Source organism: Pedobacter sp. UC225_61 (assembly GCF_044452285.1).
Taxonomy (GTDB): domain Bacteria; phylum Bacteroidota; class Bacteroidia; order Sphingobacteriales; family Sphingobacteriaceae; genus Pedobacter.
Genome location: NZ_JBIOAL010000001.1, coordinates 1636955 through 1663843, shown reverse-complemented (window position 1 = coordinate 1663843; position 26889 = coordinate 1636955). Strand labels below are relative to the sequence as shown.

General features: G+C 34.4%; 18 protein-coding genes. 14 read left to right on the top strand and 4 right to left on the bottom strand.

Annotated features, from left to right (window positions below):
- Window positions 1-78: 78 nt before the first annotated feature.
- The gene (locus ACHMWN_RS07900; protein WP_397299395.1) at window positions 79-1014 is read right to left on the bottom strand and encodes an alpha/beta hydrolase; all 936 of its coding nucleotides are present in this window, start codon (window positions 1012-1014) and stop codon (window positions 79-81) included.
- A 26-nt stretch (window positions 1015-1040) separates the two neighbouring features.
- Window positions 1041-2228: a glycine C-acetyltransferase gene (kbl, locus tag ACHMWN_RS07895; RefSeq protein ID WP_397299392.1), complete on the bottom strand. Its 1188-nt coding sequence runs from the start codon at window positions 2226-2228 to the stop codon at window positions 1041-1043.
- 140 nt (window positions 2229-2368) lie between these two features.
- Between kbl and ACHMWN_RS07890 the strand changes: the two genes are divergently transcribed.
- From ACHMWN_RS07890 to ACHMWN_RS07840, 11 genes are all read left to right on the top strand, one after another.
- Window positions 2369-4822 (top strand): DUF5686 and carboxypeptidase regulatory-like domain-containing protein, encoded by a 2454-nt coding sequence (locus tag ACHMWN_RS07890; RefSeq protein WP_397299389.1) that lies wholly within the window; start codon window positions 2369-2371, stop codon window positions 4820-4822.
- A gap of 149 nt (window positions 4823-4971) precedes the next feature.
- Entirely contained in the window at window positions 4972-5901 is a 930-nt protein-coding gene (locus ACHMWN_RS07885) for a rhodanese-related sulfurtransferase (RefSeq protein ID WP_397299386.1), read from the top strand.
- Window positions 5898-6269 carry a DMT family protein gene (locus ACHMWN_RS07880; RefSeq protein ID WP_397299384.1) on the top strand — a complete coding sequence of 124 codons (372 nt, stop codon included), beginning with the start codon at window positions 5898-5900 and terminating at the stop codon, window positions 6267-6269. Before ACHMWN_RS07885 ends, ACHMWN_RS07880 begins: the two co-directional genes overlap by 4 nt.
- A 68-nt stretch (window positions 6270-6337) precedes the next feature.
- Window positions 6338-9241, top strand: a complete 2904-nt coding sequence (locus ACHMWN_RS07875) for a triple tyrosine motif-containing protein (RefSeq protein ID WP_397299381.1) — start codon at window positions 6338-6340, stop codon at window positions 9239-9241.
- 254 nt (window positions 9242-9495) lie between these two features.
- A complete protein-coding gene (locus tag ACHMWN_RS07870; protein ID WP_397299379.1) occupies window positions 9496-12522 on the top strand; it encodes a SusC/RagA family TonB-linked outer membrane protein in 3027 nt (1008 codons plus the stop codon).
- Between the two features lie 23 nt (window positions 12523-12545).
- A complete protein-coding gene (locus tag ACHMWN_RS07865) occupies window positions 12546-14081 on the top strand; it encodes a RagB/SusD family nutrient uptake outer membrane protein (protein ID WP_397299376.1) in 1536 nt (511 codons plus the stop codon).
- Between the two features lie 24 nt (window positions 14082-14105).
- On the top strand, window positions 14106-15008 hold the full coding sequence (locus ACHMWN_RS07860; protein ID WP_397299373.1) for a LamG-like jellyroll fold domain-containing protein: 903 nt from the start codon (window positions 14106-14108) through the stop codon (window positions 15006-15008).
- Window positions 15009-15079: 71 nt separating this feature from the next.
- Window positions 15080-16759, top strand: coding sequence for a glucoamylase family protein (locus tag ACHMWN_RS07855; protein WP_397299370.1), 1680 nt, complete (start codon window positions 15080-15082; stop codon window positions 16757-16759).
- 16 nt (window positions 16760-16775) lie between these two features.
- On the top strand, window positions 16776-18107 hold the full coding sequence (locus ACHMWN_RS07850) for a glucoamylase family protein (RefSeq protein ID WP_397299367.1): 1332 nt from the start codon (window positions 16776-16778) through the stop codon (window positions 18105-18107).
- Window positions 18108-18134: 27 nt separating this feature from the next.
- Complete coding sequence (bglX, locus tag ACHMWN_RS07845) at window positions 18135-20432, top strand: beta-glucosidase BglX (RefSeq protein WP_397299364.1); 2298 nt, start codon at window positions 18135-18137, stop codon at window positions 20430-20432.
- Window positions 20433-20465: 33 nt separating this feature from the next.
- Window positions 20466-21242, top strand: a complete 777-nt coding sequence (locus tag ACHMWN_RS07840; RefSeq protein ID WP_397299361.1) for a prolyl oligopeptidase family serine peptidase — start codon at window positions 20466-20468, stop codon at window positions 21240-21242.
- Between the two features lie 59 nt (window positions 21243-21301).
- On the opposite strand, the gene ACHMWN_RS07835 is transcribed toward ACHMWN_RS07840, so the two are convergent.
- Window positions 21302-22030, bottom strand: coding sequence for a YebC/PmpR family DNA-binding transcriptional regulator (locus ACHMWN_RS07835; RefSeq protein WP_397299358.1), 729 nt, complete (start codon window positions 22028-22030; stop codon window positions 21302-21304).
- A 45-nt stretch (window positions 22031-22075) separates the two neighbouring features.
- Complete coding sequence (locus ACHMWN_RS07830) at window positions 22076-23023, bottom strand: NAD-dependent epimerase/dehydratase family protein (RefSeq protein WP_397299356.1); 948 nt, start codon at window positions 23021-23023, stop codon at window positions 22076-22078.
- A 246-nt stretch (window positions 23024-23269) separates the two neighbouring features.
- Here ACHMWN_RS07830 and ACHMWN_RS07825 point away from each other — a divergent pair, with 246 nt between their 5' ends.
- The 3 genes from ACHMWN_RS07825 (at window position 23270) to ACHMWN_RS07815 (ending at window position 26888) form a co-directional block, all read left to right on the top strand.
- Window positions 23270-23938 (top strand): gluconate 2-dehydrogenase subunit 3 family protein, encoded by a 669-nt coding sequence (locus tag ACHMWN_RS07825; RefSeq protein WP_372817213.1) that lies wholly within the window; start codon window positions 23270-23272, stop codon window positions 23936-23938.
- A gap of 19 nt (window positions 23939-23957) precedes the next feature.
- Window positions 23958-25658 (top strand): GMC oxidoreductase, encoded by a 1701-nt coding sequence (locus tag ACHMWN_RS07820; RefSeq protein ID WP_397299352.1) that lies wholly within the window; start codon window positions 23958-23960, stop codon window positions 25656-25658.
- 75 nt (window positions 25659-25733) lie between these two features.
- Window positions 25734-26888, top strand: a complete 1155-nt coding sequence (locus ACHMWN_RS07815; protein ID WP_397299349.1) for a Gfo/Idh/MocA family protein — start codon at window positions 25734-25736, stop codon at window positions 26886-26888.
- Window position 26889 lies beyond the last annotated feature (1 nt).

Here is a 26889-nt window from a genome sequence, read left to right as displayed (position 1 = left end):
TCATGAGTCTATAAATGAACTTGAAACGTATTTATTACAAGAAAATGAACTAAGATCCCAAAAACAATCTACTCTGCGTTACTTTATATTTTTATTGAAATAGGCAACTGTTGAATCGAGTACAAGTTGCCATTTGCCAGTTTGTGAAAAGTTATGATCTGCACCACTAACATACAAGAACTCATTAGGTACTTTGAGTTCATCTAATCTTGTGGTAAATCTGTCGAAAGTTGCTAAATCTTGGTTTGGCAATCCCATTACTTCATTATTTTGCGGGAAAATGTTTATAGTTGAAATCCTTTTATTCTCAGTTGCAGTAAATAATGGGCTGATCTCTTTGTAATATTTCTCATTAGCAATTGAAATATCAAATCCAGTATACCGGAAACCACCTTCAAAAACATACCTAGGGTAAAATTGCCAATTTGAAACATTTGTAAATACTAAATCTAAAGCTCCAGCCATATTTGATACCGCTTGAACTTTATTGGTATTTCTTGCATCGTAACTATATAACAAGGCTAATGTACCACCTGCACTATGCCCAGCGATTGCAATTCGTTTATTACTAACTACCCACTCTTTAGCATGTGCTATTGCGAAATCAACAACCGTTGCTACGTCATTAACCTGATCTTTTATCTTTACTTCGCTTTCAATATGCGGTGGTTCTAATCTTGTCTCGCTTAAACCTGTTCCATTTACTAAACGATAATTGACGTTTAATACTGCATAACCACAATTCGCTAAATATATAGCATGAGCCTTATAATCATTTTTATCTCCTCCAATAAAACTTCCGCCATGCACAAAGATAATTACACTGGTATTTGAGGTACGATTTGGTGGCAAATACACATCCATGGTTTGTTTTGGATCGTTGCCATATGCTAAATCTGTTATTAATTGAGCTTCTGCTTTTGTTTGATACGAAGGCTGTTCAACTTTTTCACAAGCTATGAAAAGCATTAACATTAAAAATCCTACACCACTAATTTTTGAGATGCTTTTCATAAATGATTTCAAACTAAAATGGGGAACTAAATAACACCTAACTCTTTACCTACTTTTGTAAATGCGGCAATTGCTTTATCTAAATGATGTTGCTCATGTGCTGCAGAAAGTTGAACTCTGATTCTAGCTTTTCCTTGCCCAACAACTGGATAGAAAAATCCTACCACATAAATTCCTTCTTCGAGCATTTTTGCTGCAAAAGTTTGCGCAATTTTAGCATCATATAACATTACCGGAACAATTGGATGGAAACCTGGCTTAATATCAAAACCTGCAGCTGTCATCTTCTCGCGGAAATATTTAGTGTTATTTTCTAATTTATCACGTAGTGCAGTCGTATCACTCAACATATTTAAAACAGCCACAGATGCACCTGCAATTGCTGGAGCTAATGTATTTGAAAATAAATAGGGGCGTGAACGCTGACGAAGCATATCGATAATTTCTTTTTTGCCTGAGGTAAATCCGCCAGATGCCCCACCTAAGGCTTTACCTAACGTACCTGTAATAATATCAACGCGATCTATTACTCCAAAGTGTTCGTGTGTACCACGACCAGTTTTACCAATAAAACCAGTGCAATGCGATTCATCAATCATTACTAAGGCCTCGTATTTGTCTGCTAAATCGCAAATTTTATCAAGTGGAGCAACCGAACCATCCATTGAAAATGCACCATCGGTTACAATAATTCTGTGTCTACACGCTTTTGCAGCAATTAATTGCGCTTCTAAATCTGCCATATCCGCATTTTTATAGCGGAAACGCTGTGCTTTACAAAGCCTAACGCCATCAATAATAGAAGCATGATTTAATTCATCAGAAATTATAGCATCATCCGCATTAAACAAAGGTTCAAAGACACCTCCATTCGCATCAAAAGCTGCAGCGTATAAAATTGTATCTTCTGTACCTAAAAATTCAGATAGTTTAGCTTCTAACTCCTTGTGAATATTTTGTGTACCGCATATAAAACGAACTGATGACATTCCATATCCATATTCATCAATTGCTTTTTTAGCAGCGTCAATTACTGTTGGATGTGAAGAAAGGCCTAAATAGTTATTTGCACAAAAGTTAACTACCTCAGCGCCAGTACTTACTTTAATGTCAGCACCTTGTGGAGTTGTAATAATGCGTTCGCGTTTATATAAGCCAGCATTTTCTATTTCTTCGAGTTCTTTTTGTAATACAGGTTGTAGAGTTTTATACATGATTTTAAATTTTGATGCGACTAATCGTAGGCATAACGATTTGCTTTGGCAAATATAATATTTTGCTCGTTAACAAACTTTAACATAATATTTGTGTTAACTTCTAGAACTTAGTCGATATTTATAGCTTATCATTTTATATGAACAAATTTAACCTCTTGCTAATTTTAATGTTAGCTCTTTTTAATGTTTCGGTAGCTCAACAATATCAAATTAGTGGAAAAATAACAGAGAACAATGGTGAAATTATTCCATTTGCGTCTGTTTATGTAAAAAATACTTCAAAAGGTGTCTCTGCGAATGCAGATGGAGTATATAAGCTTTCACTCGACAAAGGCAGCTATACGATAGTATATAAAGCAATTGGATTTAAAACTACAGAACAAGCTGTAACCGTTAATTCAGATTTAACGCTAAACCAAAAACTTGCATCAGAAAGCTACACACTTAAAAATGTGATTATTAGGCCAAATGCCGAAGACCCTGCTTATGAAATAATTAGGCAAGCCATTAAAAACAGAAAAATACATTTAAACGAAGTAGATGAATATAGTAGTAGTGTCTATATAAAAGGATTGCAAAAATTAGTTGGAGCTCCTAAGAAATTTTTTGGCAGAGATATTCAGAAAACGCTCGATTTAGATACGAATAGAAAAGGAATCTTGTATTTATCAGAATCTCAATCAATTTTTAGTTTTAAGCGCCCAAATAAAATTCATGAAGAGATGGTTTCTTCAAAAGTTTCTGGTAGAAATAACTCTTTCAGTTTTAATAAAGCGTCTGATTTAATTATCAATTTTTATGAAAATTTATTGTTAGAAGGAACTGGTTTAAGCTCTCGAAGCTTTGTTTCGCCAATTGCAGATAACGCTTTATTCTACTATAGGTACAAACTTTTAGGAACTACGGAAGAAAATGGCGTAACCATAAATAAAATAGAGGTCATTCCTCGTCGTACAAATGACCCTGTTTTTAGAGGTATAGTTTATATTACTGATGATAGTTGGCGATTAATGGGCACAAACCTTAATTTAACAGAAGATGCAGGAATTAATTTTGTAGACACGTTAAATATAAGTCAGCAGTTTATAAAGATTGAAAATGTGTACATGCCTTCCGATATCAAATTTCAATTTAATGGAAATGTACTTGGTTTTAAATTTGAAGGGTATTACGTAGGTATTTACAGCGATTATAATATCCATCCTAATTTCCCTAAAAACTATTTTACAGCTGAGATTTTAAAAGTAACTAAAGCAGTTAATAAAAAGGATTCATTGTATTGGATGAATATCCGTCCAATTCCGTTAACCGATGAAGAAAAATACGATTACAAAAAGAAGGATAGTATCGCATTGCGTAAAACTTCTAAGCATTATCTAGATTCATTAGAGAAAGAAAATAATAAATTTGGCATCGGGAAAATGATATTAACTGGATATACCATTAATAAAAGATATGAGAAAAAATATATTTCTTTCGACCCAATAATCAGGTCCGTTTTTTATAACACCGTTGAAGGTTTTGGATTAAAATATGGCATCACATTTCGAAAAAATTTAGAGGATAGGAAAAGTTATAGCATTAGGCCAGAAGCACGTTATGGGTTTTCTAACCATATTTTTACAGCTAATTTAAGTGGCAGTTATTATTACGACCCATTAAAGCGAGCTAGTGTAGGCGCAAGTTTTGGAACAGATATTTCAGATCTTAATCGATATGGCTCAATGAGTTTGCTTTCTAATTCTATTAACACGTTACTTTTTGAGCGAAATCTTTCTAAATTTTACAAAAAAGAGTTTGCCAATATTAATAGTACAAGAGAATTGGCTGATGGTTTACAAGCTTCTGCAAGTATAGATTATAGTAAAAATTATACTTTACAAAACACTAGTACTTATAAACTTCGAGATCTTAAAGACGAAGAATATACATCCAACAATCCGTTTACACCTACTACTGAAACGCCACTATTTCCGACCTATACTTCATTAAGTATTTCAGCAGGTTTAACGTATACTATTGGACAAAAATATATAACTAGACCAGACGGAAAATTCTATCAAGAATCAAAATATCCTCGTTTTCAAATTGGGTATAGAAAAGGGCTTAAAGGCGTTTTAAATAGTGATGTAGATTATGATTTATTAAGTGTAGAAATTTATCAAGATCGTATTAGTACAGGTTTATTGGGTTATTCGTCTTTTGTGGTAGGCGCTGGTAAATTTTTAAATAACACCACCGTCTTTTATCCAGAAATGAAACATTTTAGAGGAAACAACTCAACCATATTCCCTCCTAATTTGAGGAAATTTAGATTTTTAGATTTTTATCAATACAGTACAAGTCGTGAGTATGTAGAAGTTCATTTTGAACATAACTTTGCGGGCTTTATGCTTAATAAAATCCCTTTGTTACGTAAGTTAAAGTTAGAGGAAATTGTAGGTGTAAACTATTTAACACAACCAGGCAAAAGAAATTACAAAGAGTTTTACTTTGGTATCGAACGTTTAGGTTTTGGCGCAAGTTATGGTTATGCATATGACGGGAATAAAAAGGTTGATCAAGGATTTAGGATAACCTATGGATTTTAATTAGTCCGAAAGTCTGAGGTCTTTAGTCGGGAGTTTTTAAAGCCAATTATAGAAAGTTGCAAATTAAACTTCTGGACTTTCCGTCTTCCTGACTAATTTTCTTATCTTTGTCACGCATTAAACGCCGTTTGCAGCGGTATCAATGAATTATGATATACAATACCTTACTTTATTATTGCTATTCTCCAATAGCAAATGCAGAACAATTTGCTGCAGATCATTTAGCTTTTTGTAAATCTTTAAACTTAGTAGGCCGCATTATTATTGCCGAAGAAGGTTTGAATGGAACTGTTTCTGGAACTGTAGAAGCATGTGCAATTTACATGGAGCATTTAAACGCGGATGAACGTTTTGCTAAAACAGATTTTAAAATTGACGAGGTTACAGAGCCTTCTTTCATTAAAATGCACTGTAGGTATAAACCAGAAATTGTACACTCTGGCTTACGTGATACCAGTATTATTAATCCTAATGAAAAAACAGGAAAATATTTAGAACCTGCAGAGTTTAGCGAAATGTTAGATCGCGATGATGTAGTTGTTTTAGATGTCCGTTCCAATTATGAACATAATTTAGGCAAATTTAAAAATGCTGTCACACTTGATATTGAGAATTTCCGTGATTTTCCAGATCAAATTGATGCATTAGCCAAATACAAGGATAAAAAGATAATGACCTATTGTACTGGTGGCATTAAATGTGAAAAAGCATCTGCCTTGCTATTGCACCATGGTTTTACAGATGTATATCAATTGCATGGCGGCATTATTAAATATGGTAAAGAAGCTGGCGGTAAAGATTTTGAAGGAAAATGCTATGTTTTTGATAACCGTATTGCAGTTGATGTAAATTCTGTTAATCCGACCATTGTTTCTACCTGTTATAATTGTGGTAAAACAACACCAAAAATGATTAATTGTGCAAATCCAGAGTGCAATGAGCATTTTACACAATGTGATGAGTGTGGTGAAGAACTGCAAGGTTGCTGCTCAATAGAATGTACTACCCATCCTCGTAAACGCCCTTATGATGGAACGGGCTATTATGTAAAAGTTCCTCAGCAGGTTGCAAAAGCATGAGAGCACTTATCACCATAGCATTCTTAACCATTTCAAATACATTCATGACCTTGGCTTGGTATGGCCATTTAAGGTTTAAGGATATGGAGTGGAGCAAAAGTTTAGGGTTAATTAGCATTATTGCTATTAGTTGGGGAATTGCATTGTTTGAGTATATTTTTCAAGTGCCAGCGAATAAATTTGGCTTTAAAGAGAATGGTGGTCCTTTTAGTTTAATGCAATTAAAAATTACACAAGAAGCTATTTCAATTAGTGTTTTTCTTATTTTCTCTATCTTATTTTTTAAAACAGAAAAGATTGCTTGGAATCACATGGTCGCATTTGCGCTCATTATTCTTGCTGTTTTCTTTGCATTCATTAAGAAATAACAATACATCATCATTTATATAGTTTAAATATTTATTTTGCAATGAATTAGGGTCGCGATTTGCTATAAATGAAAAATAAATCTTTTAAATATCTTCTTGTCTTTTTAGCATTTTTACTCCAAGCAACTACTCTTTTGGCTAGCGATATACAAAGTATTGGGGTTCCTTATGTTCAAAATTATCCTAAATCATCTTATTTATCAGGCAATCAAAATTGGTCGATAGCAAAAGATAAAAATGGAATCATGTATTTTGGCAATGCCGAAGGTTTACTTACTTACGATGGTAAATATTGGCAGCAATATAAAATGCCAAATCGCCAAATAGTACGTGCTGTAGCTACCGATACAAAAGGGATGATCTATACTGGAAGTTTTGGTGAGTTTGGCTATTGGTCTTATCAAGACAAACGCCTTATTTACACTTCTTTGGTTAAGTTAATTCCAAAACCAAACAAAATAACGGATGAAATTTGGAAAATTTATGTGGTTGGAAAAAAGATTATTTTTCAATCTTTCTCTACCATTTACAGTTACGAAAATAAAAAAATAAGCGTTGTTAAAGCGCCAAATGCATTTTTGTTTCTGCATCAAGCAGGAAACCGTCTTTTTGCAGAAGTTTTAGGGAGGGGCATTTTTGAGTTACAAGGTAAAAATTTAGTCCCAATAGCTGGAAGTGAGACACTTTTAAAAACAGGCGTACTTTCTATTCTTCCTTACAAAAACAATAGTTTTATTATTGGCACTAGTAAAAACGGACTTTTCATTTATGATGGTCAGAAGATTAGTCCAATGTTCAGCGCTGCGAATTCCTTTCTTAAAACCTATCAACTTAATAATGGTGTTAAAATTTTAAATAAATATTATGCCTATGGAACCATTTTAAATGGTCTAATTATTATCGATGAAGATGGGAATGTTGTTCAACGAATAAACAAATCTAGTGGTTTACAAAATAATACTATATTAAGTTTGTACGCAGATAATGAGCAAAATCTTTGGGCTGGTTTAGATAACGGAATTGATAGAATAGAGCTAAATTCTCCATTATATTTTTATTTCGATAAAGCTGGTCAGTTCGGCACAGTATATTCAAGTTTAATTGTAAAAAACAAAATATATCTAGGTACAAATCAAGGCTTATTCACTAGCCCGTGGTTACCAGAAAATGGGAATTTATTTAATTCCTTCGATTTTAAATTAATACCAAATTCGCAAGGACAGGTTTGGGAACTTAGCCAAATTGATGGTCAGTTGATATGCGGCCACAATGATGGCACTTTCAACATTGTTGGTGATAGAATGGAAAGAATATCAACCATTAGCGGTGGATGGACAATAAAGAAACTAAATTCAAATCCTAATTTCTTAATTCAGGGAACCTACAATGGCCTAGTTATTTTTGCAAAAGATGCGAGCGGAAACTGGAAATTCAGTCATAAAGTAACTGGCTTTGGTGAACCATCACGATATGTAGAGCAAGACACAAAAGGAGATATTTGGATAAGTCATGCATATAAAGGTTTGTATAAATTAACCTTAAGTGCAGATTTAAAAAGAGCAACTAACATTAAATATTATGATGAGAAAAATGGCTTACCAGGAAGCTTTAATATCAACATTTTTAATGTAGAGAATAAAATTCTTTTTTCTTCAGATTCTGGCTTTTTAGTGTACGATGAAATTAGCAATCGCTTTAGCAAATACGATGCGCTCAATAAAAATTTAGGCAGTTTTTATTCATCCAACAAAATTATTAACGCTGGTTTTAAAAAGTATTGGTTTATTAACCATGGCAAAATGAGCTTGGTTAATTTAAGTGAGCCTGGTAAAATACTGATCGATTCAAACAGATTTAGCATTCTAGATGGACGAATGGTACAGTATTATGAAAATATTAGTCAGATCAGCAGTAAAATTTATCTCATAAGCGTTGACGATGGCTTTGTAATTTATAACACAACCAATACTGAAAGCAAGCAAGAGAAATTAAAATTACCATCGGTTTTAATTAGAAAAATAGAAGATATTACCGATAAATATTCTACACTAACAGAAAATGGTAATAATGGTGAAGTCGTTGAAATTCCATTTCGTAGAAACAACATTCGCATTTCTTTTTCCCTACCCTATTATCGTCAATCTAAAATTAAATTTCAATATTACCTAGAAGGATATTCTAAGCAATGGTCCGATTGGAGTTCGGCCACACAAAAAGACTTCACTAATTTAACTAGAGGAAATTATAAGTTTAAAGTACGAGCTAAAATAAATGAAGAAACTATAAGTGCTATCACGGTTTTTGAATTTAGTGTTTTACCACCTTGGTATGGTAGTAATTGGGCTCTGGCATGTTATGCTTTAATTGGTGTAATTGCACTTGTAGCAGGAAAAAGAATTTATGAAGCTAAATTAAGTAAAGACCAACACGCTATAAGTCAAAAGCTACAAACTGAAAAAGAAGAATTCTTAAAGAAGGAAGCAGAAGCTACAGAAAAGCATATCATCAAATTACAGACTGAGAAGCTACAAGCCGAGTTGGCTGGCAAAAATAGAGAGTTAGCAAATTCTGCAATGAGTTTAGTGTATAAAAACGAATTGCTGCAGAAGTTAAGTGAGGAGATCAATAAGTTGAAAGATGAAAATGGCAAAAAGCTCTCGGAAGATCAATTGCGCAAAATTCAAAAGGTGATTGATGATGGAATGAATGATGAGCGGGATTGGAATTTATTCGAAAGCAGTTTCAATGAAGCACATGAGAGTTTCTTCAAAAAACTAAAAGCAAATCATCCAGATCTTGTTCCAAACGACTTAAAACTGTGTGCTTATTTGCACATGAACATGAGCAGTAAGGAGATGGCTTCACTCTTAAATATATCACTTAGAGGTGTAGAAATACGACGCTATCGTTTGCGTAAAAAATTAGAAGTTCCCCACGATAAAAACCTAGTTGAGTTTTTAATGGAACTTTAGGACTACATCATTACCTCTCATGCTTTCATTTTCTTTACATTGTTATCCCTACACAGATTTCACTTTGTAGTACCTGTAATTTTCTTGTTATCGTTCATAAAACATCCTTTTTGAACTAAAAAACCAATTTATCTACTCAGTTGAGAAAGTACACATGATTGCTTTGATGTATTAATGTATAGGTGCGTTCTCTTGTAGAAACCAAACAAAAACAGAAAATTAGATTAATCAATTAAACAAATATGCATAACAGTATGAAAAAAATCTTTACAAAATTTTCTGTTCTAACCTTCTTTTGTTTATTACTATTAAACGTTGCTTATGCCCAAAACGTTACAGTTAAGGGTATAATAAAAGATGACACAGGTTTACCTGTGCCAGGCGCAAGTGTTATAGTAAAGGGAACAAGTAACGGAGTGCAAACAGATGTTAATGGAAACTATTCCATTAATGCACCAGCAAGCGGCACATTGGTATTTACCTATATAGGATTTGCTACTCAAGAGATTGCAATTAATGGTAGAACAACTATTAATATTGATCTTAAATCTTCATCAAATGATTTACAGCAAGTAGTTGTTGTGGGTTATGGTACACAGAAAAAAAGAGATTTAACTGGATCTATAACAAGTGTTAGCGGTGCAGATATCGAAAAAGTTCAGGGTACAAATCCTATTTCATCTTTACAGGGTAAAGTTGCTGGTTTAACAGTGGTAAACTCTGGTTCGCCTGGTTCTAGTCCAACAGTACGTATTCGTGGTATCAGTAGTACAAATAGTGCTAATCCATTATATGTAGTTGATGGTTTATTGCAAGACAATATTGATTTTTTAAATCCTGCAGATATTGAAAGTATCGACTTATTGAGAGATGCTTCATCTACAGCAATTTATGGTTTAAGAGGTGCTAATGGTGTAATTGCAGTAACTACTAAAAGAGCATCTAGAGGAAAAACAAGAGTTAATTTCCAAAGTTCACTTGGTATTCAGCATGTAACTAATCAAATTGATGTAGTTGATGCAGCTGGATTTAAAAAATTATATTCTGCTCAACTTGCTAATTTAGGTGCAGCTCCTTTTGATTATACAAACTATACGGCCAACACCAATTGGCAAAATGAAATTCTTCGTAACGCTGTAATTAATACCAACTCATTAAGTATTTCAAATAGTGGAGAAAAGAGCACAACTTTATTAAGCATTGGTTATAACAACCAAGATGGAGTTGTAAAATACAACAACTACAAAAAGTTTATTGCTCGATTAAACGAGGAAATTAGAATTACTGACAAAATTAAAGTTGGCGGAGATTTAACTGGTTTTCATTGGAGAAATGAACCAACATCTGCTGGTTTAAATAATGCCATTTGGGCAGCGCCAATTGTACCAATACAAACTGATGCAAATACTTATTATAGCATGCCTTCTTTCCAAAGAGCGCAAGTAGGTAATCCTGTTGCTGCATTAAATCGTGGCAGAAATACTTCTATTAACCGTGGTTATAGAATTAATGGAAATTTATTTGCCGAAATTAAATTCTTAAAGGATTTCACACTTAGATCTACAGTATATACAGATTTGGGTTTTAATAATACGAGAAGCTATTCACCACTTCCATTTACAGTAATTAATTTAGGGGAAGGCGCTGCTGCAACTTCTACTTTTTACGACAATACTGTTAGAACAAGTGTAAGTCAAGCGCAAGCAGAGTATCGTAAATACCAACAAGATCATACTTTAAACTACGATAAAGAGTTTAAGGGTGGTCATAAATTAAATGCGCTGATTGGTTTTACATCCGTATTCTCATCTAGCACATCTTTAAGTGGTTCTAGAACAAATTCAACATTAAAAGTTCCATTTGATCCAAACTTATGGTACATAAATATCATTAACCCAAATAACATTACTTCTAATGGTGGTGGTGGTGGAGAAGAATCAAATGCTGGTGCATTTGGTCGCGTAAGCTATAGCTATCAAAACAAATATTTATTAAACGCAACTATTCGTAGAGATGGAAGTTCTAGATTTGCTCCCGAAAACAGATGGGGTACTTTTGGAAGTATCGGTTTAGGATGGGTTGCATCTGATGAGAAATTCTTTAAAGACAACATTAAGGGTATCGATTTCTTAAAAATTCGTGCTGCTTGGGGTAGATTAGGAAATTCTAATTCGTTAGGTTCTAATTTATATCAGCAGGGTCTATCAGGTTCTTCTACAGCTGTATTTGGCGAAAATATTTATACAGCGGTTCAAAACGCTTATATTCCAGATCCAAACTTACATTTTGAAATTGTTCAAGGTGTAGATTTAGGATTAGATGTTAGAGCATTTAACAATCGAATGAATGCAGAAATTAACCTTTATAACAAAACAACAGACGGAATTATTACAAGTTACCCATTACCTGCTTCGCAAGGTGGATTAGCATACTTTACCAACTTAGGTAAGATTACTAATAAGGGTATTGAGGTAAGCATGGGTTGGACAGACAAAATTGGTGAAGATTTTGGTTACAACATTTCAGGTAATTTTAGTTACAATAAAAACAGAGTTAACTCATTAGGTAATGCAACCAACTTCCAAATTATTGGAAATGGTGGTGCTAATTTAACTGAAACAGGTCAATCTATTGGTTATTTCTATGGGTATAAACAAGTTGGTATTTATCAATCAACAGCAGATTTAGATAAACTTCCTCATTTTTCAAATTCATTACCAGGTGATATCGCCTACGCAGATATTAATAAAGATGGTCAAATAACCTCTGCAGATAGAACTTATTTGGGAACTCCATTCCCTCCGTACAGTTATGGTTTAAATCTAAGTATGAATTATAAAGGTTTTGATGCAATGATTGAAGGACAGGGTGTTGCTGGAAATAAAATATATACACAACGTCGTACAAGTACATTTGCAGTTTTAAACTACGAAAGCAATAGATTAAACGCATGGAGTGGGGTTGGTTCAAGCAATATCGAGCCAATTTTAGATAATTCTCGTGGTAATAATTATTTATTCAGCACTTATTATTTAGAGCCTGGAGATTATTTCCGATTACGTAATGTACAACTCGGTTATACTTTCGGCGCTAACACTTTAAGCAAAGTTGGTATCTCAAAATTGAGGTTATATGTAAGTGGTCAGAATGTTAAAACATGGAGCAAAGTAACCGGCTATACCCCTGAAGCACAAATTGGTAGTATTTTAGGTGGTGGTGCAGACAATGGTGTTTATCCAGTACCTGCGATTTATTCATTCGGTTTAAACGTAACTTTTTAAGAACAGCATTAAATTCATATAACATGAAAAAATTTAATAAAACACAAAGAAATTTTGGTATTGTAATGATTGCAATTTGCCTAATTTCTATTTCTTCGGGTTGTAAAAATTTCCTTGACACGCAAAAACAAGGAGAATATACATCAGGAGATTACCCTTACCCAAGTGGTTCAGGCGCTTATGATCAATATCTTTTTGGGGCATATAATGACTTGAGAGCTTACGGAGTTCATTCGGATGCTTTTATAGTTGCTACAAGCATTAGAAGTGATGATGCTGATAAAGGAAGTACTGCATCTGATGGCGGTTCAGATGTAATTTCAATGGATAATTTTCCTGTATTAGCTAATAACGGAAGAGCAAATTCATTATGGACTGGTTACTATGCATTAATAAACAAGTGTAACATCACGCTAGATAAAATTGATAATGATGCTACTATTATTGCTACTGATGCCATCAAAACACAGTCGAGAGCAGAAGCCAAATTTATACGTGGTTATGCTTACTTTATGTTAGTTCGTTTATTTGGAAGGGTACCTTTGATTGATAAAGTATTGACTGTAGAACAATCTAATGTACCTCAAAGCACACCTGCTGAAATTTATGCATTAATAGAAAGTGATTTAACTTTTGCAGCAGCAAATTTACCTGTTAGTTGGGAATCGAAATTTGTAGGTCGCGTTACTAAAGGGGCAGCAAATGGAATGTTAGCTAAAGTTTATTTAACACAAAAAAAATGGGCTGCGGCAATGGGTGCAGCTAATTTGGTAATGACCTCTGGTCAATATGATTTATCAACTCCATATGATAAAATTTTTAGTGAATCTGGAGAAAACAGTAAAGAATCAGTATTTGAAGTACAAGCAACTGCAAACGCCAAAGTTAAAACTGACAATGGTGTTCAATATGCGAGTATTCAAGGAGTAAGAGGATCTGGGGTTTGGAATATGGGTTGGGGTTGGAATACTCCAAGCACTGCATTAGAAGCCGCCTATGAACCAGGTGATCCAAGAAAAGCCCGAACAATTTTATACACTAGTACAGCTACTACGCCTGGCATAACCATTTATGGAGAAATTACTCCAATTGGTTTACCAAATCCACGTTACAATCAAAAAGTATATACCAACCCAACTTTTAGAGCTTCTATTAATGATACTTTTGGCTACTGGATGAATGTTCGTATTTTACGTTATGCAGATGTTGTTTTAATGTATGCAGAAGCTGCAAATGAAATTGGTGGTACAGCAAACACTACTGCTGCCTTAGCTGCAGTTAACAGTGTTCGCTTTAGAGCTAGAAATGGCAATACTGCTATTTTACCTAATATCACAACAACAGATCAAACTGCCCTACGTTTAGCAATACAACATGAACGAAGAATTGAATTAGCAATGGAACACGATCGTTTCTTTGATATTGTTCGTTGGGGCATTTCGCAAGCTGAAATGTCAGCAGCTGGAAAAACAGCTTTCGTTGCTAGCCGCGATAACTTATTACCAATTCCTCAAGTTCAGATAGATTTAAGTAAGGGCGTTTTAACACAAAACCCATAATTATTAATCTTTAAAAAATTAGAAATGAAATTTTCAAATTTATATACAAAAGGTTGTATGCTAGGTTTAGTCCTTGCTGCAACAGTTATTTCATCTTGTAAAAAAGATGGAAATCCTAACAACTTACCAGATGTAAGTCCTTCAGATTATACTGGAAAAATAGATGGCTTTAGCTCATCCGATGAAATTTATTCAAAAAATCTAGTGGCCTATTGGTCTTTTGATGGAACGAAAAATGAACTTAAAACTGGTACAGCACCTACATCAACTTTAAATGATGCATTTATTGCGGGAGGAGTTAAAGGACAAGCGTTAAGTTTAACTGGCGGTTACATGTATTATGGCAAACAATTCGATGCATTTAAAACAACTGCGTTTAAAAGCTTTACCATAAGTGAATGGGTACAAATTTTAAATAATGGTTCGAAAAAAACGATGTTATTTCAAATTGCTAGACCAGGAATATTTGACGGAAGTTTGGATTTTATTTTGGAGACAAATGCCAATCCTGCAAGCAACACAGATTACATTCAAATTCATCCATATTTTACAACTGTAGGTGGTGGGCGCCAAGATAATATTAACAACTATGGTTCTACAAATCTTTCGCCTAAAATAGGTGCAAGCAAGTGGGTGCATTTGCTAATTACTTATGATGGTCTTACTGGGACTTTTGATATTTGGGCTAATGCAATTAAAATTGGTAACTATCCAAACAGAGGAACTGGAACCAGTTTATTTAATTCATACGAACCTAGTGAAATCATAATGGGTGCAAACTACAACGTAATTCCTGGGAAATCTGTAAATTCAGATACAAATTTTGGTGCTATGACTGGATCAATTGATGAGGTTAGAGTATATAATACAAATTTACCACAAGCCTATATTAAGGCATTATATAACCTTGGTTTAGCAGGTAAATAATTTCAATATTTAAAACATAGCACTACGATTGTGGTGCTATGTTCTTTAATGTACCCTAATAATAAGTGCAAATGCAATTTATTTCTTTTAAAGGCTATTCAAAACTTACTTGTGTTTCATTAGCTGTTTTACTATTATTTTTTATCAGTTGCAAAAAAAGTAAAACTGAGCCAATTGCCAATATAGATACATCTCTTTCATTTACTGTAAATGACATTTATAATGGAACCCTGAAATATAACGTAGCCAACTTAAAGCCTGTTATAAAATTCAACTTTACCGAAGCCATCAACACTTCAACGGTTTCGAGCGGAGTATCTTTAAAAGATGCTGCAGGAAATTCAATGCCGTTTTCAACCACTTATCAAGATGGGAATAAAATTATTATTATTACTCCACAGAGTGATTTCAAGTCCTATTCTTCTTATTCATTAACAATCAATAATGCTTTAAAATCTTCTGGAGGCGGAAATTTAATCAATCCAGTCGAAATCACCTTGGTTTCAGGATTAGACAACGCTGACAAGTTTCCTCGCATTACTGATGATGAACTTCTCACTTTAGTTCAAAAACAAACTTTTAAATATTTTTGGGATTTCGGACACCCTACAAGTGGCTTAGCTAGAGAAAGAAATTTATCTGGGGATATTGTAACTACAGGAGGTTCTGGCTTTGGTATCATGGCAATTGTAACTGGAATTCACAGAAACTTTATTACAAGAGCAGAGGGTTTGGCTCGATTACAAAAAATTGTAGCTTTTCTAAAAACTGCAGATCGCTTCCATGGTGCTTATTCGCATTGGCTAGATGGAAATACTGGGAAAGTAATTCCTTTTAGCACAAAAGATAATGGTGCAGATTTAGTCGAAACTTCTTACTTAATGCAGGGTTTAATAACCGCTAGACAATATTTTACCGGAACTGATGCTGCAGAAACTAACTTAAGAAACGACATTACCACACTTTATAAGGGAGTAGAATGGTCGTGGTTTAGAAAAGATGGCGGAAATGTGTTGTATTGGCATTGGAGCCCAACGTATAACTGGGATATGAATTTACCATTACAGGGCTGGAATGAAGCGCTAAACACGTATATACTGGCTGCATCATCACCTACTTATTCAATTCCAAAATCAGTTTACGATTTAGGTTGGGCAAGAAGCGGTGCAATGAAAAACGGAAATACATATTACGGTGTGCAATTGCCTTTGGGTGTGGCAAATGGTGGACCATTATTCTTAGCGCACTACACTTTTTTAGGGGTAAATCCGATGGGTTTGGTAGATGCTTATGCTAATTATGAAACCCAAACTAAAGCACATACCTCAATTAACTACAACTATTGTGTTGCCAATCCTGCAAAAAATGTGGGTTACAGTGCGGAATGTTGGGGGCTTACCGCCAGCGATGTTCCGAATGGATATGCAGCTAGTTCGCCAATAAATGATTTAGGAGTAATTGCTCCTACCGCAGCCTTATCATCTTTTCCTTATACACCAACAGAATCTATGGCAGCACTTAAATTTTTCTATTATAAACTAGGCGATAAAATCTGGAAAGACTATGGCTTTGTAGATTCATTTAAGTTAAATGATCCTTGGTTTGCTACATCAACTTTGGCCATTGATCAAGGTCCAATCATCATTATGATAGAGAATTACCGCAGCAAATTACTATGGAACTTATTTATGAGCGCTCCAGAAGTAAAAACAGGAATGACAAACTTAGGTTTTACAAGTCCTAACATTTAAAAAACACCACACACAAATGAAATTTTTATATATCTTTCCCCTTCTTATTGTATTAAACAGCTGCATTTCACAGCAAAAAAAATCTGTAGTTAAACAAAAACATCTTAGTGATGATGAACTATTAACTTTAGTTCAAAAACAAACCTATAAGTATTTTTATGAAGGTGCTGAACCTATTTCTGGTTTAGCAAGAGAACGCTACCATAGCGATAATATTTACCCTGAAAACGATAAGAATAGCATTGCAACAGGCGCAAGTGGTTTTGGTATAATGGGAACATTAGTGGCGATTGAACGTAAATTTATAACTAGAGAACAGGGGTTTGCTCATCTTAAAAAAGGAATAGATTTTTTAGCAAAGGCAGATCGGTTTCATGGTGCATGGCCACACTGGATGCTATCTTCGGGTAAACCAAAAGCATTTGGTAAAAATGATGATGCAGGGGATTTAGTAGAAACCTCGTTTTTAGCTCAGGCTTTAATCTGCGTTCGCCAATATTATGCAAGCGGTAATGCAGCAGAAAAGGCATTAGCAAATAAAGCTGACGAACTATGGAAAGGTATAGATTGGAATTTTTATAGAAAAAATAACGAAAATGTGCTGTATTGGCATTGGTCACCTAATTCTGGATGGAAAATGAATTTTGCCATTACAGGTTATAATGAATGCTTAATTACCTACATTATGGCAGCTTCTTCACCAACTCATGGTGTTCCAGCTGAAGTTTATTACCAAGGTTGGGCTAAAAGTGGAGCCATAAACACTAATATAAGTATTTACGGTCATCCAATTAAATTAAAACATAATGTAGTTGGGGAGAGTATTGGACCATTATTTTGGGCACATTATTCTTATTTAGGTTTAAATCCGACTGGACTAAAAGACAAATACGCTAATTATTGGGAAGAAAATAAAAATCAAACTTTAATCAATTACAACTATGCCATTGCTAACCCCAAAGGTTTTAAAGGTTATGGAAAAAATTCATGGGGATTAACGGCAAGCTATTCCGTAAAAGGTTATGCAGCACACATGCCAAATGAAGATTTTGGAGTGATTAGTCCAACTGCAGCACTTTCATCTTATCCTTATGCCCCTAAAGAAAGCTTACAAGTAATGAGAAATTTATACGAAAATCTAAACGATAAAGTTTGGGGCGAATTTGGTTTTTACGATGCTTACAGTGAAACCGAAAATTGGTATCCAAAAAGATACTTAGGAATTGATCAAGGCCCTATTGTGATTATGATAGAAAACGGAAGAACTGGTTTATTATGGAACTTATTTATGAGTGCGCCAGAAGTTCAAAAAGGATTGGATAAATTAGGATTTACCTACAAAAAATAAAAATTGAATAACAAAATACACACAACAATGAAAAAACTCAGTTACCTTCTTTTATTAGCCGCTCTTATCTCAAATTCTATTTTTGCCCAGCAAAAGAAAACAGAAAATCCTGCGCAGCAAAAGATGAATACATTCATTAACAACTTATTATCTAAAATGACTGTTGATGAAAAAATTGGCCAATTAAATTTATTAACTGGCGGAGAAGCAACAACTGGAGCAGCAGTAAGTACTGATGTTGAATCTAAAATAGCAAAAGGTAATGTGGGTGGCATTTTCAGTTTAACTACTCCTGAAAAAATTCGCAAAGCTCAAGAAATTGCCATGAAAAGTCGTTTAAAAATTCCATTAATTTTTGGACAAGATGTGATACATGGTTATAAAACCACATTTCCAATTCCTTTGGCTTTAGCGGCAAGTTGGGATTTACCTTTAATTGAAAAAACAGCTCGGATTGCTGCTATAGAAGCAAGTGCAGATGGTTTAAACTGGACATTTTCGCCTATGGTAGACATTGCTCGCGATGCTCGTTGGGGTAGAATTGCAGAAGGAAGTGGAGAGGATACTTACTTAGGTTCACAAATTGCCAAAGTAATGGTTAAAGGATATCAGGGAGATGATTTATCAAAGTACAATACCATTATGGCCTGTGTAAAACATTTCGCTTTATATGGCGCTGCAGAAGCGGGTAGAGATTACAATACAACCGACATGAGCTTGGATAGAATGTATAACGATTATCTTCCTCCTTACAAAGCTGCCCTTGATGCGGGTGCAGGTAGTATTATGGTATCGTTTAACGATATAAATGGAGTTCCAGCAACTGCAAATAAATGGTTGCTAACAGATCTATTACGCAAACAATGGGGCTTTAAAGGTTTTGTCGTTTCTGATTATACAGGAGTAAGTGAATTGATAGATCATGGGTTAGGTGATTTAAAAACTGTTTCTGCTTTATCTTTAAAAGCGGGTACTGATATGGATATGGTGAGCGAGGGTTTTTTATCAACGTTAAAACAATCTTTAAAAGAAGGAAAAGTAACTATCACTCAACTAGATAATTCTTGTCGCTTAATCTTACAAGCAAAATATAAATTAGGCTTGTTCGAAGATCCTTTTAGATATTGTAATGAAGAACGTGCTAAAAATGAAATCTTAACCCCTGCTAACATTCAATTTGCCAGAGAAGCAGCGACTAAAACTTTTGTATTGTTAAAGAATCAAAATCAAACCTTACCACTTAAAAAATCAGGCAATATTGCAGTAATTGGCCCATTAGCGAATACAAAAGCAAATATGCCAGGTACATGGAGTGTAAATGCTGATATGAATTTAGTTCCATCTTTATTGGAAGGTTTAAAAAATGTAGGTGGTGATAATGTGAAGATTACTTATAGTTTAGGGTCAAATCTTACAACTGATGAAACTCTTCAAATAAACTCGACCATGTTTGGAAGAGAAATACCAAGAGACAACCGCAGTGAAGATGAATTAATTAAAGAGGCAGTTCAAAACGCTAGCAAAGCTGATGTTGTCGTAGCAGCACTTGGCGAAGGTTCTGAAATGAGCGGAGAAAGTTCAAGTCGTACAGATATTGGAATTCCTGAAAACCAAAAAAGACTATTAAATGCTTTATTAAAAACAGGAAAACCTGTTGTTTTGGTTTTATTTACTGGTAGACCATTAGCTATAAAATGGGAAAGTGAAAATGTGCCAGCCATATTAAATGTTTGGTTTGGTGGTATTCAGACAACAAATGCAATTGCTGATGTAGTATTTGGAGATGTGAACCCTTCTGGCAAACTACCTGTAACTTTCCCTCAAAATGTTGGGCAAGTTCCTATCTATTATAGTCATAAAAATACAGGTAGACCATTGCCAGATGGAAAATGGTTTACAAAATTTAAATCGAATTATTTAGATGTAAGTAATGAACCTCTATATCCTTTTGGATTTGGTTTAAGCTACACAACATTTACTTATGGAGATTTAAAATTGAGCTCGAACACATTAAAACCTAGTCAAAAAATAACAGTAACCACAACCATAACAAACACTGGAAAATTGGCTGGAGAAGAAATAGTTCAACTCTATATACGTGATTTAGTTGGCACAAGTACTAGACCAGTTAAAGAGTTAAAAGGATTTCAAAAAATTAAATTGCAACCTGGAGAAAGTAAAATGGTTACATTTAACCTGACTGAAGAAGATTTGAAATTCTATACTAGTGATCTTAAATTTATTGCTGAGCCTGGCGATTTCAAGGTATTTGTAGGTTCAAATGTTAGAGATGTTAAAGAAGCTGATTTTAAATTGGTGAAGTAAAAAGCAATCTTCAGCATAAATTCATAAAACACCATGAAAAAGACTATTCTATTAATATTATTTTGCGTAACGATTTCTTCGACATTTGCTCAAGATTTATCCAAGTACAAAAAAGAAAATTTTATTCAAGGTACTGATACGTTAAAATACAGAATACTATATCCAGAAAACTTTGATGCCACAAAAAAATATCCTGTTGTTTTTTTCTTGCATGGTAGTGGAGAAAGAGGTAATGATAATGAAAAGCAGTTAACACATGGCGCTAAATTATTCCTAAAAGAAGAGTTCAGAAAAACTAATCCAGCTATTGTTATCTTTCCGCAATGTGAAGAAAATGGCTATTGGTCTAATGTAGAAATTGAAGAAGTAAGCGGTAAACGTTTTTTTACTTTTCAAAAAGGTGGTGAACCTACAAAGCCAATGGCACTTTTACTAAAGCTAACTGATCATTTTTTAAATCAGTCTTTTGTTAATAAGAGCAAAGTTTATGTAGGTGGTTTATCTATGGGTGGAATGGGAACATTTGAAATTTTAAGACGCAAACCACATACTTTCGCAGCCGCATTTGCAATTTGTGGTGGCGATAATCCCGCAAATGCAAAGAAATATAAAAATGTGCCATTGTGGATTTTCCACGGAGGACTAGATGATGTGGTTAACCCACAATTATCTTACAATGTGTACAGAGAGTTAAAAAAATTAGGACATGAACCTAAATACACCATTTACTTAAAAGCAAATCACAACAGTTGGGATTCTACTTTTGCAGAACCTAATTTACTTCCTTGGTTATTTAGTAATCATAAGTAGATACAAAAAGAAAAGGCTTCGAATAAATTCGAAGCCTTTTCTTTTTGTATCACACATAGTTATTCAGCCATATTATGATAAACAGCTTGAACATCATCATCTTCCTCTAACTTATCAATCAATTTTAATACATCAACTGCCTGTTCTTCAGAAACTGGATGATGAGATAATGCAATACGCTCCAGTTTTGAGCTTTTTAATTCAATACCTTTTTCCTCTAATGCTTTTTGCAAAGAACCAAAATTCTCAAAAGCACCTTGGGCTACTGCAATATCATTTCCTTCTTCATCAGATTCTACATATAACTCTTCCAAACCTGCATCGATCAATTCGAATTCTAGTTCTTCTAAATCTAAATCTTCCGCAGGTGCGAACCTGAAAATAGATTTACGGTTAAATACAAAATCTAACGAACCAGTTTTACCTAAAGTTCCATTAGTTTTATTAAAATAACTACGAATATTAGCTACCGTACGATTGGTATTATCGGTTGCAGTTTCAATTAATACGGCAACGCCATGTGGTGCATAACCTTCATATACAATCTCTTCATAGTTGGCCATCGATTTATCTGAAGCACGCTTAATGGCAGCTTCAACTCTATCTTTTGGCATATTCACAGCCTTTGCATTTTGCATAGCAGTACGCAAACGAGAGTTGGTCTCTGGATGAGGCCCAGCATCTTTAACTGCCATTACAATATCTTTACCAATACGGGTAAATTGAACAGCCATTTTGGCCCAACGTTTAAATTTTCTTTCTTTTCTAAATTCGAATGCTCTTCCCATCTTTTTATAGTATTGAATACTTTATTCTGCTTCTAGTTTTAGTTTTTAACTCTTTTTTAAATTCGTTAACATGTCTTCTGTCATTTTTGCTAAATCGAACTCCGGTTTCCAAGCCCAATCTTTCTTAGCAAAACTATCATCAATAGATTTTGGCCAGCTATTGGCTATTTCTTGACGCGGATCGTTCTCAGTGTACGATAATTTAAAATCTGGTATATGTTTACGAATCTCTGCAGCTAATACTTCTGGAGTAAAATGAACTCCACCAAAATTGTAACTTGAACGAATAGAAATTTGTTCAGCTGGAGCATCCATTAACTCTATTGTTCCACGAATGGCATCGTCCATATACATCATTGGCAATTCAGTTGTAGCAGATAAAAATGAAGAATAACTTCCTTTCTTTAACGCTTCATGGAAAATATGAATAGCATAATCTGTAGTTCCACCACCTGGTGCTGCTTTCCAGCTAATTAATCCAGGATAACGAATACTTCTTACGTCTAAATTATACTTCTGATTGTAATATTCACACCAGCGTTCGCCAGCCAATTTACTGATACCATACACCGTATTTGGATCCATGGTACAATATTGAGGTGTATGATTTTTTGGAGAATTTGGTCCGAAAACTGCAATTGAACTTGGCCAATAAACCTTTGCTGTTTTATATATTAATGCTAAATCCAATACGTTTAGCAAGCCATTCATATTTAAATCCCAAGCTAATTTTGGATTTTGTTCGCCTGTGGCAGATAAAAGTGCAGCAAGTAAATAAACTTGTGTTGGCTTGTATTTTTGGAAAATCTCTTTTAAAATTTCCTTATCTAATACGTTTACAAATTCAAATGGGCCAGCATTTTTAGTCTCATAATCAGGTCTACGGATATCACAAGCAACAACATTGTCGTTTCCATAACCCTTGCGTAAAGCTGTAACTAATTCAGTACCAATTTGTCCGTTAGAACCAAGTACTAGTATTTTTTCGATCATACAATGTGGGTAATGCAGCAAAGGTAAAAAAATCTGCAAATGTGTTAATACGTAAAACGTTTTATTATGTAAACTAATTTTTACAAAGCCTTATTTGCCCTACGATACACCTAAGTGTATTTTGTACAATATTAAAACCTAAAATCCTTATTAATTTTTAAATGTGGTTCTTTATGTTAATATATTTTACCTAATTTAATTGCTCCAAAAGGAGTTCCTTTGGAACACAAAACCTAACCAAATCATATGGACAGAAGAGAAGCCGTAAAAAGTGTAGCTTTTTTAATTGGTGGAGCCTTATCGGCCACAACAATTGCCACTTTATTTGACAGCTGTAATGAACCTGGAAAAAACAGCGCAAATCTATTTACCTCAGATCAGGAAAAGCTAATTTCAGAAATTGCTGACATCATTATTCCTACAACAGCAAAATCTCCCGGAGCTAAAGCTGCAAACGTTGGACCATTTATCAGTATGATGATAAAAGAATGCTATCCTGAGGATGCACAGAAAGCTTTTGTAAAAGGTTTAGAAAATATTGAAACAAGATCTAAAAAAGACTTTGGCAAATCATTTCTTGAAATTTCTGTTAAAGAACGTGAACAACTAATTACTAAAGTTAGAGATGAAACGGTAGCTGCTCAAAAGACAGAAAATGATGCTAATGAAAAAGCTGCTAAACTAGAAATGGATATCGAAAGAAATAAACCAGAGAAAGAGAGAGCCGGAAATCCAATGGCAGTTAAAGACCCGCCAAAAACTACACCTCAGTTTTTTGCAATTGCAAGAGATTTAACAATGCTTGGCTACTTTACATCAGAAGTTGGTGCCACACAAGCTTATGAATACGTACAAATCCCTGGCCGTTATGATGGATGTGTAGACCTTAAACCTGGTCAAAAAGTTTGGGCATAAACCTTATTATCATTTTATAATGAACTTAAATACAAAAGCAACCGCACAAAATACATATGATGCCATTGTTGTAGGATCTGGAATTAGTGGTGGATGGGCAGCAAAAGAGTTAACAGAAAAAGGACTAAAAGTATTACTTTTAGAGCGTGGTAGAAATATAGAGCATATTAAAGATTATACCACGGCTATGAAAAAGCCTTGGGAGTTTGAGCATCGTGGGAGATTAACGGAAGCTCAAAAAGCATCTCACCCTGTACAAAAAAGAGATTATCCTTATCAAGAATTTAATGAAAGTTTTTGGGTAAACGATTTAGAATGTCCTTACACGGAGGTAAAAAGATTCGATTGGTACCGTGGTTTTCATGTGGGTGGAAAATCGTTAATGTGGGGTCGTCAAAGTTATCGATTAAGCGATCTTAATTTTGAAGAAAATGCAAAGGATGGACATGGCGTAGACTGGCCAATTCGCTACAAAGATATTGCACCTTGGTACGATTATGTAGAGAAATTTGCTGGAATTAGCGGATCCAATGAGAATTATCCTCACTTTCCAGATGGGCATTTTTTACCGCCAATGGAGATGAATTGCGTAGAAAAATCTGTTAAAGAACGTATTGAGAAAAAATACAATAGAGGCCGTATTATGACTATGGGTCGTACTGCAAATTTAACGGTAGAACATGGCGGTAGAGGAAGTTGTCAGTATAGAAATTTATGTAGTCGTGGTTGTCCTTTTGGTGCGTATTTTAGTACGCAATCATCTACCTTACCGGCTGCAGTGGCCACTGGAAACTTAACATTAAGACCATTTTCTTTGGTTAATGAAATTATTTACGACAAAGAAACTCAAAAAGCAAAAGGAGTTAGAATTATAGATTCCGAAACGATGGAACACATTGAATATTTTGCGAAAATAGTTTTTGTAAATGGTTCAACTTTGGGTACTACGTTTTTATTATTAAATTCTACATCTGCAGAGCATCCAAATGGTTTAGGGAATGCAAGTGGCGAATTAGGACATAACTTAATGGATCATCATTTCCGTTGTGGAGCATCTGGCCAAGCAGAAGGTTTTGATGATAAATACACGTATGGTAAGAGAGCGAATGGGGTTTACATTCCGCGTTATAGAAATGTAGGTAATGATAAACGTGATTATGTTCGTGGTTTCGGTTATCAAGGTGGTGCAAGTCGTTCTGGCTGGCATAACGATATTGCAGAGTTAGCCTTCGGCGGAGATTTTAAAGATTTAATTAGCACACCAGGAATTTGGAGTATGGGATTAGGTGGTTTTGGAGAATCGCTCCCTTACCATGAAAACCATGTATATATTGATAAAACCAAAAAAGACAAATGGGGTCAGCATGTATTAGCGATCGACTGTGAATTTAAAGACAACGAAGCAAAAATGCGTGTGGATATGATGAATGATGCAGCCGAGATGTTAGAAGATGCAGGTATTAAAGATGTAAAAACATACGATAATGGCTCAATGCCAGGTATGGCTATTCATGAAATGGGTACAGCTAGAATGGGTTTAGATCCTAAAACTTCGGTATTAAATAAATGGAATCAAATGCATGAAGTTAAAAATGTTTTTGTAACCGATGGATCTTGTATGCCTTCAACTGCTTGTCAAAATCCTTCATTAACATATATGGCTTTAACTGCAAGAGCATGTGATTTTGCGGTTAGCGAATTGAAAAAAGGCAATATTTAAAATGCTTAAAGACTAAAGCAAAAAGATTAAATTGAAACAGAATTGTTCTCTCCTTTTTGCTTTTAGCTAATAACTATGAAAGAAAAAATAAGAATGGGTATGATTGGCGGTGGAAAAGGTGCCTTTATTGGTGCTGTTCATCGCATGGCTGCAAGTTTAGATGGTTTAATTGAATTGTCCTGCGGAGCGTTAAGTTCCAATGCAGAAAATGCAATCACCTCTGGCAAAGAATTGTTCTTGCCAGAAGATAGAATTTATACCAACTATCAAGAAATGATTACAGCAGAAAGCAAACTTCCAGAACCAGAAAGAATGCATTTTGTAAGTATAGTTACACCTAATAACGTTCATTTCGAACCCGCCATGTTAGCCCTAGAAAATGGATTTCATGTGGTCATCGACAAACCCATCACCTTAACATTAGCTGAAGCGAAAGCATTACAGCAAAAAGCAGTAGAAACCGGCTTGTTGGTTTGTTTAACCCACACCTATTCTGGTTACCCATTAGTTAAGCAAGCAAAACAAATGGTAAAAGATGGTGCATTTGGAAAGATTAGGAAAGTTTGCGTAGAATATCCACAAGGCTGGTTAAGTATGCCAGCACCTGCTGATAATAAACAAGCGGCTTGGCGAGCTGACCCTAAAAAAAGTGGAATTAGCGGTTGCATGGCCGATGTTGGCACACATGCAGCACATTTAGCAGAATATATTTCGGGCTTACAAATTGAAAAAATTTGTGCTGATTTAAATTGTGTAGTAGATGGTAGAGCATTAGATGATGATGGAAATGTATTATTGAGATTTAACAATGGCGCCAATGGAACTTTAATGGCATCGCAAATTGCTGCCGGAGAAGAAAATGCCTTGAAAATTAAAATTTATGGCGAAAAAGGCGGATTGGAATGGCATCAGGCAGAACCAAATACATTACTTATAAAATTGTTAGACCAACCTACGCAAGTTTATAAAACAGGTAATAATTATTTATCAGACGTTGCTAAATTTAATACGAGAACACCTTCAGGTCATCCAGAGGGATATTTAGAAGCCTTTGCTAATATTTATAAAAATTTTGCATTGACTTTATCAGCCAAACAAAACAATGAAAAACCTACTTTAGAAATGCTTGATTTTCCGAATGCAAATGACGGGGTTCGTGGAATGGCTTTTATAGAAAATGTAGTAGCTTCGAGTAAATCTGATCAGAAATGGTACGATTTTAAAATTTAAA

Excerpts from the sequence above, each read along its gene's own strand:
- ACHMWN_RS07835 (WP_397299358.1), bottom strand. The coding sequence starts at position 22,030 with ATGGGAAGAGCATTCGAATTTAGAAAAGAAAGAAAATTTAAACGTTGG.
- ACHMWN_RS07825 (WP_372817213.1), top strand. The coding sequence starts at position 23,270 with ATGGACAGAAGAGAAGCCGTAAAAAGTGTAGCTTTTTTAATTGGTGGA.
- ACHMWN_RS07855 (WP_397299370.1), top strand. The coding sequence starts at position 15,080 with ATGCAATTTATTTCTTTTAAAGGCTATTCAAAACTTACTTGTGTTTCA.
- ACHMWN_RS07865 (WP_397299376.1), top strand. The coding sequence starts at position 12,546 with ATGAAAAAATTTAATAAAACACAAAGAAATTTTGGTATTGTAATGATT.
- ACHMWN_RS07880 (WP_397299384.1), top strand. The coding sequence starts at position 5,898 with ATGAGAGCACTTATCACCATAGCATTCTTAACCATTTCAAATACATTC.
- ACHMWN_RS07820 (WP_397299352.1), top strand. The coding sequence starts at position 23,958 with ATGAACTTAAATACAAAAGCAACCGCACAAAATACATATGATGCCATT.
- ACHMWN_RS07850 (WP_397299367.1), top strand. The coding sequence starts at position 16,776 with ATGAAATTTTTATATATCTTTCCCCTTCTTATTGTATTAAACAGCTGC.
- ACHMWN_RS07840 (WP_397299361.1), top strand. The coding sequence starts at position 20,466 with ATGAAAAAGACTATTCTATTAATATTATTTTGCGTAACGATTTCTTCG.
- ACHMWN_RS07815 (WP_397299349.1), top strand. The coding sequence starts at position 25,734 with ATGAAAGAAAAAATAAGAATGGGTATGATTGGCGGTGGAAAAGGTGCC.
- ACHMWN_RS07900 (WP_397299395.1), bottom strand. The coding sequence starts at position 1,014 with ATGAAAAGCATCTCAAAAATTAGTGGTGTAGGATTTTTAATGTTAATG.
- ACHMWN_RS07860 (WP_397299373.1), top strand. The coding sequence starts at position 14,106 with ATGAAATTTTCAAATTTATATACAAAAGGTTGTATGCTAGGTTTAGTC.
- ACHMWN_RS07875 (WP_397299381.1), top strand. The coding sequence starts at position 6,338 with ATGAAAAATAAATCTTTTAAATATCTTCTTGTCTTTTTAGCATTTTTA.
- ACHMWN_RS07830 (WP_397299356.1), bottom strand. The coding sequence starts at position 23,023 with ATGATCGAAAAAATACTAGTACTTGGTTCTAACGGACAAATTGGTACT.
- ACHMWN_RS07890 (WP_397299389.1), top strand. The coding sequence starts at position 2,369 with ATGAACAAATTTAACCTCTTGCTAATTTTAATGTTAGCTCTTTTTAAT.
- ACHMWN_RS07885 (WP_397299386.1), top strand. The coding sequence starts at position 4,972 with ATGATATACAATACCTTACTTTATTATTGCTATTCTCCAATAGCAAAT.
- ACHMWN_RS07870 (WP_397299379.1), top strand. The coding sequence starts at position 9,496 with ATGAAAAAAATCTTTACAAAATTTTCTGTTCTAACCTTCTTTTGTTTA.
- bglX (WP_397299364.1), top strand. The coding sequence starts at position 18,135 with ATGAAAAAACTCAGTTACCTTCTTTTATTAGCCGCTCTTATCTCAAAT.
- kbl (WP_397299392.1), bottom strand. The coding sequence starts at position 2,228 with ATGTATAAAACTCTACAACCTGTATTACAAAAAGAACTCGAAGAAATA.